The organism is Vibrio sp. D420a (assembly GCF_030248625.1).
GTDB classification, from domain to species: Bacteria; Pseudomonadota; Gammaproteobacteria; order Enterobacterales; family Vibrionaceae; genus Vibrio; species Vibrio fortis_A.
Window position 1 is genome coordinate 1 of the sequence record NZ_JAHGAN010000071.1, and the last position, 9,145, is coordinate 9,145.

General features: G+C 44.3%; 9 protein-coding genes. 2 read left to right on the top strand and 7 right to left on the bottom strand.

From position 1 onward, the window contains the following. Positions 1 to 673 precede the first annotated feature (673 nt). From KI743_RS23615 to dusA, 7 genes are all read right to left on the bottom strand, one after another. Complete coding sequence (locus KI743_RS23615) at positions 674 to 1,450, bottom strand: phosphoadenylyl-sulfate reductase (protein ID WP_150872900.1); 777 nt, start codon at positions 1,448 to 1,450, stop codon at positions 674 to 676. Then, positions 1,443 to 3,170, bottom strand: a complete 1,728-nt coding sequence (cysI, locus tag KI743_RS23620) for an assimilatory sulfite reductase (NADPH) hemoprotein subunit (protein ID WP_285468503.1) — start codon at positions 3,168 to 3,170, stop codon at positions 1,443 to 1,445. The genes KI743_RS23615 and cysI overlap by 8 nt, the downstream gene beginning before the upstream one ends. Next, a complete protein-coding gene (locus tag KI743_RS23625) occupies positions 3,170 to 5,032 on the bottom strand; it encodes an assimilatory sulfite reductase (NADPH) flavoprotein subunit (RefSeq protein ID WP_285468504.1) in 1,863 nt (620 codons plus the stop codon). The genes cysI and KI743_RS23625 overlap by 1 nt, the downstream gene beginning before the upstream one ends. Positions 5,033 to 5,150: 118 nt before the next feature. Continuing rightward, positions 5,151 to 5,387 (bottom strand): hypothetical protein, encoded by a 237-nt coding sequence (locus KI743_RS23630; RefSeq protein ID WP_032549870.1) that lies wholly within the window; start codon positions 5,385 to 5,387, stop codon positions 5,151 to 5,153. A gap of 205 nt (positions 5,388 to 5,592) precedes the next feature. Then, positions 5,593 to 6,258 (bottom strand): TIGR04219 family outer membrane beta-barrel protein, encoded by a 666-nt coding sequence (locus KI743_RS23635; RefSeq protein WP_032549871.1) that lies wholly within the window; start codon positions 6,256 to 6,258, stop codon positions 5,593 to 5,595. Between the two features lie 151 nt (positions 6,259 to 6,409). Then, positions 6,410 to 6,631: an envelope stress response protein PspG gene (gene pspG / locus KI743_RS23640; protein WP_032549872.1), complete on the bottom strand. Its 222-nt coding sequence runs from the start codon at positions 6,629 to 6,631 to the stop codon at positions 6,410 to 6,412. Between the two features lie 193 nt (positions 6,632 to 6,824). Next, entirely contained in the window at positions 6,825 to 7,805 is a 981-nt protein-coding gene (dusA, locus tag KI743_RS23645) for a tRNA dihydrouridine(20/20a) synthase DusA (RefSeq protein ID WP_150872902.1), read from the bottom strand. 314 nt (positions 7,806 to 8,119) lie between these two features. On the opposite strand from dusA, the gene zur reads away from it, so the two are divergent. Then, positions 8,120 to 8,578, top strand: coding sequence for a zinc uptake transcriptional repressor Zur (gene zur, locus KI743_RS23650; RefSeq protein WP_032549889.1), 459 nt, complete (start codon positions 8,120 to 8,122; stop codon positions 8,576 to 8,578). Between the two features lie 17 nt (positions 8,579 to 8,595). Then, positions 8,596 to 9,057: a chemotaxis protein CheX gene (locus KI743_RS23655; protein WP_032549890.1), complete on the top strand. Its 462-nt coding sequence runs from the start codon at positions 8,596 to 8,598 to the stop codon at positions 9,055 to 9,057. The last annotated feature ends 88 nt before the right edge of the window (positions 9,058 to 9,145 follow it).

Genomic DNA, 9,145 nt, shown 5'->3' on the forward strand with positions numbered 1-9,145 from the left:
AAGATTTTGTCGACTCATGAATACTGATTACATTCCCTATTCTTTCGAATAGTGACTGTGAATTGACTGTGCTCTAAATTGGTTTTCACTTTAAAAAGTGAAATCAAACAGCTCAAGGCTGTACCAATTCGAATTGGTCACTCAGTTCATTGAAATCATTTTGATACCGAAGTATCTGTTTGCCTTTGCTTATAAAAGCGAAAACAAACTTAGTGATATTCATCAACGAGTGCCCACACAGATTGATAGGTTTAAATTGTTAAAGAGCTTCTCTTCGTTGTGACTTGCATCACTTCGGAAGAGGCGGCCATTCTAGCGACTTAATTCTCAGTGTCAAACACTTTTTGAAAATTAATTTATACTTTCTAAAAGTAGAAGCGAAATATCGCTTTAAGCTAGTTGCCGAACTAACATTCTTCGCTGAAGCCTTGTGGCGTCTGCCGTGTCAGTGAGGCGGCATTATAGAGATGTTCCTCACATTGGCAAGCTTTAATTCAAGAAAATTGCAAAAATAACGCTTAAGTGCAGAAATAACATTCAAAGCCATATTTATGCAAGTTTAACCCCAATTGAACTACAAGCTACCCACAGAGTTATCCACAGCTGATGTTTTTTTGTATTCTACAAACATAAAAAAAGCTGCTTAAAAGCAGCTTTTTCAACACAAGATGGATTAAATACCGGAACCGTACTGCTCACCATCATCTTCATGAAGACCACATTCGCGTTTCAAACCATTAAATCGCGTTTCTTCTTCGGTCATACCCGGCTCCCACTTCTTAGTAGTGTGAGTGTCACCAATGGATAGGTAGCCTTCTTCTCGTAGTGGGTGATAACTCAAACCATGCTCTTCTAAGTAATAATGAACATCTTTATTACTCCAGTCGATGACAGGCAAGAACTTAAACACACCGTTTTGGATAGAGAGAATAGGAAGGTTTGCACGAGACTTAGATTGCTCTCTTCTCAAACCCGAGAACCAAACCCCAGCATCAAGCTCATCCAGTGCACGCCTCATTGGCTCGACTTTATTCAGCTTGTTGTACTTTTCTATCCCTTCTAAGCCTTGCTCCCATAACTTGCCGTATTGCGCTTCTTGCCAATTCGGGCTCTGTTTCGCTCTAAAGACTTGAAGATTTAATGTCAGCTGCTGACTTAACTCATCAATAAAGCGGTACGTTTCAGGGAAAAGGTAACCAGTATCCGTCAAGATCACTGGAATGTCCGGTTTCGCTTGGGTCACAAGATGAAGCATTAACGCCGCTTGAATACCAAAGCTAGATGAGACAACGTGATTGCCTTCTAGATTCTCTAGTGCCCACTTAACTCTTTGTTGAGCGGTTAGCGTCTCTAACTCAGCATTGATTTCTGAAAGACGGAGGATTTGCTCCGTCTTGGTTAATGCAAGCAGATCTGCCAACTTCAATTTGGAAGTCACAGAATTATGCATGTAAATCCCTCTTAGAAATAATCACTTCTTCAATGATGCCGGCGCGAATGGTGAAATCACCGAACCCCTCACCCTCTTCTCTTTCATTTGCCCAACGAGCCACCAGCTCATCGATCTCTTGAAGGATTTGTGCAGAGGTAATGTTCTCTTTATACATCTTAGGAATTCGTGTACCCGCTCGGTTACCACCTAAGTGCATGTTGTAGCGACCCGGAGCCTTACCCACTAGACCAAGCTCCGCTAGCATCGCTCGACCACAACCATTTGGACAGCCTGTAATACGCAGGATAATGTTGTCATCTTCCGGTAAGCCGTGCTTCTTAAGAATGCCTTCCACATCAGTCACAAACTCAGGAAGGAAACGTTCTGCTTCAGCCATTGCTAACGGGCAAGTTGGGAATGCCACACATGCCATTGAGTTTTTACGCTGCTCGGTTACCGCATCGTCCATCAGACCATATTCACGAGCAAGCTTCTCGATCTTAGCTTTTTGACTCTTTGGCACACCTGCAACAATCAAGTTTTGGTTTGCTGTCATGCGGAAGTCGCCTTTATGGATCTTAGCGATTTCAGCAACACCGGTTTTAAGAGGCTTACCTGGGAAATCCAGTAGACGACCGTTCTCAATGAATAGTGCTAAATGGAATTTACCATCGATACCTTCAGACCAACCGATGCGATCGCCTCGACCAGTAAACTCATAAGGGCGGCTATCAGAGAACTTCACGCCTGCACGTTTCTCAACTTCAGCTTTAAAGACATCAATACCAACACGGTCTAGCGTGTACTTGGTCTTTGCGTTCTTACGGTTAGAACGGTTACCCCAATCACGTTGTGTTGTTACCACAGCAGCAGCCACATCTAATGTGTTTGCTAGTGGTACAAAACCAAAGTCATCAGCTTTACGAGCATAAGTCGACGTATCACCATGAGTCATTGCTAGACCGCCACCAACAAGCACATTAAAGCCCACCAGCTTACCGCCTTCTGCAATTGCCACGAAGTTCAGGTCATTCGCGTGAACATCCACATCATTCTGTGGCGGGATCACTACCGTCGTTTTGAATTTACGAGGTAGATAGTTGCTACCTAGAATCGGCTCTTCATCGGTCGTTTCTAGTTTCTCGCCATCTAGCCAGATCTCAGCATAAGCACGCGTTTTTGGTAAAAGGTGCTCACTGATCTTCTTCGCCCACTCGTAAGCCTCTTGATGAAGCTCAGATTCTACTGGGTTAGTCGTACATAGCACGTTACGGTTTACGTCACCCGCTGTCGCGATCGAATCAATACCGATGCTGTTTAGCGTTTGGTGCATCAACTTGATATTTGGCTTCAAAACACCGTGAAACTGGAACGTTTGACGCGTAGTGAGTCGGATAGAACCATACGAAGTGCTCTCATCCGCGAATTTATCAATGGCTAGCCACTGCTTTGGTGTAATGATGCCACCCGGCATACGTGCACGAAGCATCACATTATGCAGCGGTTCTAACTTTTGCTTTGCACGCTCGTTACGGATATCACGGTCATCTTGTTGATACATACCGTGGAAACGAATCAGCTGGAAGTTGTCTGCAGTAAAGCCACCTGTGATGCGGTCTTGTAGATCGGCTTCAATGGTGCCACGCAGATGATTACTTTCACGCTTTAAACGTTCGTTGTCTGCTAATGGGCCAAGCACTTGGCCTAATACTTCTTGCTCTATTACTTGCTTGCTCATTAGTACACATCCCTTTGGTAACGTTTTGCTTTACGTAGATCGTTAATATATTCTTCAGCTTGCTCTCGGCTCTGCTTGCCTTGTTCTTGTGCGATTGTGATCAGTGCTTCGTTGACATCTTTTGCCATACGAGTCGCATCACCACATACGTATAGGTAAGCGCCATCTTGCAACCACTGCCACACTTGCTCAGCTTGCTCGATGAGACGGTCTTGAACGTACACCTTCTCTTGCTGGTCACGACTAAATGCCACATCAAGCTTGGTTAACGCACCTGACTTCAAGTATTTCTGCCACTCAACTTGGTATAGGAAATCTTGGGTGAAGGTACGGTCACCAAAGAACAACCAGCTATTACCTTCAGCAGCATTGTTGTCACGTTCTTGAATGAAGCTACGGAATGGTGCGATACCTGTACCTGGGCCAATCATGATGATCGGCGTTGCATCATCTTGAGGAAGTTTGAAGTTATTGTTGTTCTCCACGAACACTTTCACTTCACCGCCCTCTTCTAAGCGCTGAGCTAAGAAGCTTGATGCGCCACCTTGACGAGACTCATCACCCTTTTGGTATTCCACTAAACCTACTGTTAGGTGAACTTCTTCATCGACTTCAGATTGGCTTGATGCAATTGAGTAAAGACGCGGCGTAAGCTTGCGTAGCAAACCAACCAGTTCATCAGCAGACAGTTTTGTCTTCTTCTCTGCTAGAACATCGACAACTTGAGTGTTACCTGCATATTCACGAAGCTTGTCTTTATCTTCCACCAGCTTTGCTAGCTTCTTACTGCCCGATAACTCTGCGAACTTAGTCACAAGCTGCGGGTTAGATGCCGTGATCTCGTATTTGCTGACTAGAGCACTATGAATAGAAAGACTCTCACCATCTACATCAACACTCTCTACGCCAGAAAGACCTACTTTCGCTAGAATTTGATTTGCTAGCTCGGAGCTGTTTTCAAACCACACACCTAACGCATCACCCGGTTGGTAAGTAATACCCGACTCGTCCAGATCGATTTCGATATGACGAACGTCTTTACCTGAATCACGACCGGTGATCTTTTGACTGGTAAGCAGTGTTGCTGTGTATGGATTCTGTTTGGTGTAAAGGCTATGACCTGCCGCTTGTTGGCCAACAGGAAGTTGAACCACCTCAGCTTCAGTACCTGAAGAGAGAGCTTCTTTCACTTTCTCAAGTGCTGATGCGCGCCACTCTTCTGCTGGTGCTTCGTAGTCCACATCTAGATCAACACGATCAATAAATGGCGTCGCACCAAGTTTAGATAGGAAGCTATCGAAATCTTTACCGGTTTGGCAGAAGAACTCATAGCTTGAGTCACCAAGACCGATGACACCATATTGTAGGTTCGGTAGCTTAGGTGCCTTCTTTGACTGAAGGAATTCATGCAGCTCAATCGCGTTATCAGGGGCTTCGCCCTCGCCGTTGGTAGATGCAACGAAGATAACGTGTGTTTCTTTCGCTAAGTTCTTACCTTTGTAGTCACTCGCGTCGAACAGCTCAACCGCAATGCCTTGTGCTTTTGCTTCAGACTCTAGTGCTTCCGCGACACCCTTTGCGTTCCCCGTTTGAGAAGCAAAGATGATGCTTAGCTTACCTGCAGGTTTAGCCGTAACCACAGCTGCTGCTTGAGCAATAGGTGCTGCTGCCGCTGAAGGTTGGTTTTGGCTTACACCCCATAGATAACCACTTACCCAAGCAAGCTGTTGCGGTGAAAGTTCTGAAACACTCTGTTGAAGATGACCTAATTGTTGATCATTTAATGGTGCAGCTAAGCCCGGTAGTTCGTTGCTACCTGCTTGTGCGTTATTCTGTGAAGACTCTTTCTTATTTAAAGACATGGTCACGACATCCCTAATCATTGCGTGACGATAGATTAACCACTCCTTTTAATAACAAGAAAGAATAGAAAAGTATGTTTTATAACTTTTTGGAAGTAAAAAGCCGTTGTCGACTTATCTACTGTTGCTGATTTTCGATGCGTACCTGTTGAAATCCGACGGCCATTGCGGACTTTGATGCGAGGTCGAGGTCAGCATAATGGCACTCTTCACCGTGTACATCGGTCAACAGTACAAAGCCGCCGCTCATATGTCGAAACTCCACAACCCAAGCCCCTTCTTGGATTGAGGGCTCTATGATTGCTTCCACCAGCAGATTTTCTCGATATAGAGTACGTAGTTCATTGAGTGTCATATCCCATCCTTTGCTGTGACTCTGCAATACTGTGTCTTTTAATAATAGACGTCGATTGAGGCAATGCATAAGAATCCCCAAAAGTGATGGGAGTACTAACTCATTCCAGATTGGTATATCCAAAACAAAAAAACGCCACTGACAATCAGTGGCGTTTTCATATCATTTAATTCGGCTTATCGCCTGTAGTCGTACAATCGCGATATTAGAAGCGAACTTCTGCACCCGCAAACCAGCCATCAACCATCACGAAGCTCTTACCTAGGTCAGAAGTAAAGAACTCATCAGAGTCTAGATCGATAACGCGGTAGCCGCCACGTAGCGCAACTTGTGTGTCGGCAACTGGGATTCGGTACTGAACACCCGCCATTAGGTCCGTGCTCTTGATACCGCTGCTGTCACCAAACTCCATTGTTCCGATGATATCGAAGTTGGTATCAGGAACATTAATTTCAGCGTTACCGTAAAAGCTCCACGTCAGCTCATCGAAATCTGTTTGAGCACCGCCCGTTTTAGGCTCCACGTAGTTTGAGTTTGAGTACTGAGTGAAAGTCACACCCGCATCAAAGTTCATTAACTTGTGCTCTAGCAGTGTGTAGTAGAAGGTGTAATCGTACTTATCAAAAGCCAATGCATCAGCATCAACTGACGTGTAACGAATACTTGCGTTCGGCAACATTGGGAACTTGTGCTCAAATGCAAAGTACAAAGACGGCGATTGTGAATCATCTTGTCTTACTTCATTAAGCTTTGTACTTCCCCACCACATATCGGCACCGACTTTCGCCGTGTAGAAAGGTTCTTCTTGAGCAGACGTTGTCGAACTTAAAGATAACATTCCCACTAAAGCAATTAATGGCATTTTATTCATTTGAGAGAGCTCCCGTTCCATTGCGTTGTACTAATTCTAAGTACATTCATAGACTAATGAGTAAAATTCTACCACACATATGCACAACGGATGCGATAAACATCCGTTGCGATCAAATTTGACGTTGCCATGACTTTCGAGCAGTAACCCATTAATAACGACGAGGATTAGAGCTGTTCACTACGTTCTTGAAGAACCAAATACCAATCGCGATGACAATCAACCAAGGTAATATTTTTAATACCGCTCCTACCATCCCCAGTACGACCATCACGACGAGTGCAAGTCCTGTTGCTGCTAATACCGTCATAAAGGTAATACCTGTAACCAATAGCGTCGCAACGAAGATAAGAACGAAGATTAATTCAAACATAATGGTCTCCTATGATGACCTGTTTCTCTTAATCTTACTTATTGCAGCTTCCATACCAACACGAAATAAAAATAAAAACCTTAAAAATCAGATAAATAAAAAGCCACACATTTTCATGCATGGCTTCAGATGTCTTTTAAATGGTTAAAATAACCAACAGTGGTAAATTTCGCCTAGGTGATAAACCTAGATATTACACATTCAATTCTTTGGGAATTTTCGCCAGTGCCGTTTGCATCACTTCGATGCCTGCACCTTTCTTATGCGCGTTCTCACTGATGTAACGACGCCACTGTCTTGCACCCGGCATGCTTTGGAACAGACCAAGCATATGACGAGAGATGTGACCTAGACTCGCACCTTTCATCAGTTCTTGCTCAATGTACGGGTACATCTCTTCAACAACCTGCGAACGTTTCTTGATTGGTGTGTCTAAGCCGAAGATCTGCTGATCCACTTCAGCCAGAATATATGGGCTATGGTAAGCCTCACGACCGATCATTACGCCATCTAAGTGCTGTAGATGTTCTTTGGTCTGCTCTAAGGTAGTAATGCCGCCATTCACTGCGATCACTAAGTCAGAGAAATCTTTCTTCACTTGGTAAGCTCGTGTGTAGTCTAACGGTGGGATCTCACGGTTCTCTTTCGGGCTCAAGCCACTCAGCCAGGCTTTACGAGCGTGAATGGTAAATTGCTCACAACCGCCTTTCTCTGAAACCGTTGAGATAAACTTAGTTAGGAACTCGTATGAATCCTGCTCATCGATACCGATACGCGTTTTTACTGTGATAGGAATATCGGTGACTTCTTTCATCGCTGATACACAATCCGCCACCAGCTCAGGCTCAGCCATTAGGCATGCACCAAAGCGACCGTTTTGAACACGATCAGATGGGCAACCTACGTTGAGGTTCACTTCATCGTAACCACGTTCAGCAGCTAACTTCGCACATTCCGCCAAATCAACTGGGTTTGAGCCACCTAATTGAAGCGCCACTGGGTGCTCTTGCTCGCTGTACTCTAGGAAGTCACCTTTACCATGTAGTATTGCGCCTGTCGTTACCATTTCCGTATACAGAAGAGTCTGCTGAGACAGCAGGCGGTGGAAGTAGCGACAGTGACGATCAGTCCAATCGAGCATTGGAGCAACAGAAAGTCTACATGAATGTGTCATGGTAAATACCCTAATTACGAGTCAAACGTACTTATTGGCGCAGCCAACAAAAGTGAAGTCGGCTATTGTAAAGGCTATACCTTGTTTGCGCTATATGATCTTTACCTCACACTTTTATATTTCAACCCATTCACAGAGCCTCTATTTTGACGTCAATAATCAGTTATATCTTGAGTCATGCGGTCATTTTGAGTTACCTTGTCTTATTCAAAGTCATAAGTCACAATACGCTCTGTACCTGACTTTTATTGAAATTAAGGACACCTCGCTGATTTTACTGTCAAAATAGTAAGTAGTTAGAGACGTCCCTTTGTATGGTGAAAAATTTGGACCAAACATTAATAGAGCAAGTTGAAGGGATATGCGCATCACGAGGCGTTCGTTTAACACCTCAAAGAAAGCGAGTGTTTGAGCTTATCTTAGCGAATAAAAAAGCCTCTAGTGCTTATGAGTTACTGGAACAGCTTAAGCAAAGTGAACCTCAGGCCAAACCACCTACTGTATATCGCGCTTTAGACTTTTTGTTGGAACAAGGTTTCATTCACCGAGTTGAGTCAACAAACAGCTTTATTTGCTGCTGCTCTTGTAATGCTCACAAACATTTCTCACAGCTGCTAATCTGTGATAAGTGTGGCAGCGTTATCGAATTGCAAGACGATGACCTGATATCTCAACTCGCTAACAATGCAGACAAGCACGGCTTTCGATTGACCAACCACGTCATCGAATCTCATGGCACTTGCCAAGCCTGCTCGACTGAGCTGAAAGATTAAGATTATAGAAGAACATTATGCGCGCTGAATTTGTAAACCCGTTTTTAGCCTCTCTCATGAATGTGCTGAAAACGATGGCTTCTCTAGAATTGAAGCCACAGAAACCTAGAGTTAAAAAAGATGAAATCGCTCGTGGTGATGTCTCTGGTTTAATCGGTATGGTTGGCCCACAGTCTCGTGGTTCAATGTCGATCACTTTTGATGAAGGCCTAGCGCTAGAAATCATGCAGAACATGCTGGGGGAGCGCCCTAACGGTCTAAACGAAGAAGTTACCGATATGGTTGGTGAGATCACTAATATGGTAACGGGCGGTGCAAAGCGTATCCTTGCTGAAAGTGGCTTCGATTTTGATATGGCAACACCGATTGTTGTATCAGGCAAAGGACACACGATTCGTCACAAGTGTGAAGGCGCGATCATCATCATGCCTTTTTCATCTCAATGGGGTAATGCCTTCATCGAGATCTGTTTCGAATAACAGCATCGAACGTTCGACTTTAAAGAAAGCGAATTGAAAGAAAGGTTGGCTCAGTGCCAGCCTTTTTTATGGTTCTTCGCAGGTTAGC

Excerpts from the sequence above, each read along its gene's own strand:
- pspG (WP_032549872.1), bottom strand. The coding sequence starts at position 6,631 with ATGTTTGAATTAATCTTCGTTCTTATCTTCGTTGCGACGCTATTGGTT.
- dusA (WP_150872902.1), bottom strand. The coding sequence starts at position 7,805 with ATGACACATTCATGTAGACTTTCTGTTGCTCCAATGCTCGATTGGACT.
- cysI (WP_285468503.1), bottom strand. The coding sequence starts at position 3,170 with ATGAGCAAGCAAGTAATAGAGCAAGAAGTATTAGGCCAAGTGCTTGGC.
- KI743_RS23615 (WP_150872900.1), bottom strand. The coding sequence starts at position 1,450 with ATGCATAATTCTGTGACTTCCAAATTGAAGTTGGCAGATCTGCTTGCA.
- zur (WP_032549889.1), top strand. The coding sequence starts at position 8,120 with ATGGTGAAAAATTTGGACCAAACATTAATAGAGCAAGTTGAAGGGATA.
- KI743_RS23625 (WP_285468504.1), bottom strand. The coding sequence starts at position 5,032 with ATGTCTTTAAATAAGAAAGAGTCTTCACAGAATAACGCACAAGCAGGT.
- KI743_RS23635 (WP_032549871.1), bottom strand. The coding sequence starts at position 6,258 with ATGAATAAAATGCCATTAATTGCTTTAGTGGGAATGTTATCTTTAAGT.
- KI743_RS23630 (WP_032549870.1), bottom strand. The coding sequence starts at position 5,387 with ATGACACTCAATGAACTACGTACTCTATATCGAGAAAATCTGCTGGTG.
- KI743_RS23655 (WP_032549890.1), top strand. The coding sequence starts at position 8,596 with ATGCGCGCTGAATTTGTAAACCCGTTTTTAGCCTCTCTCATGAATGTG.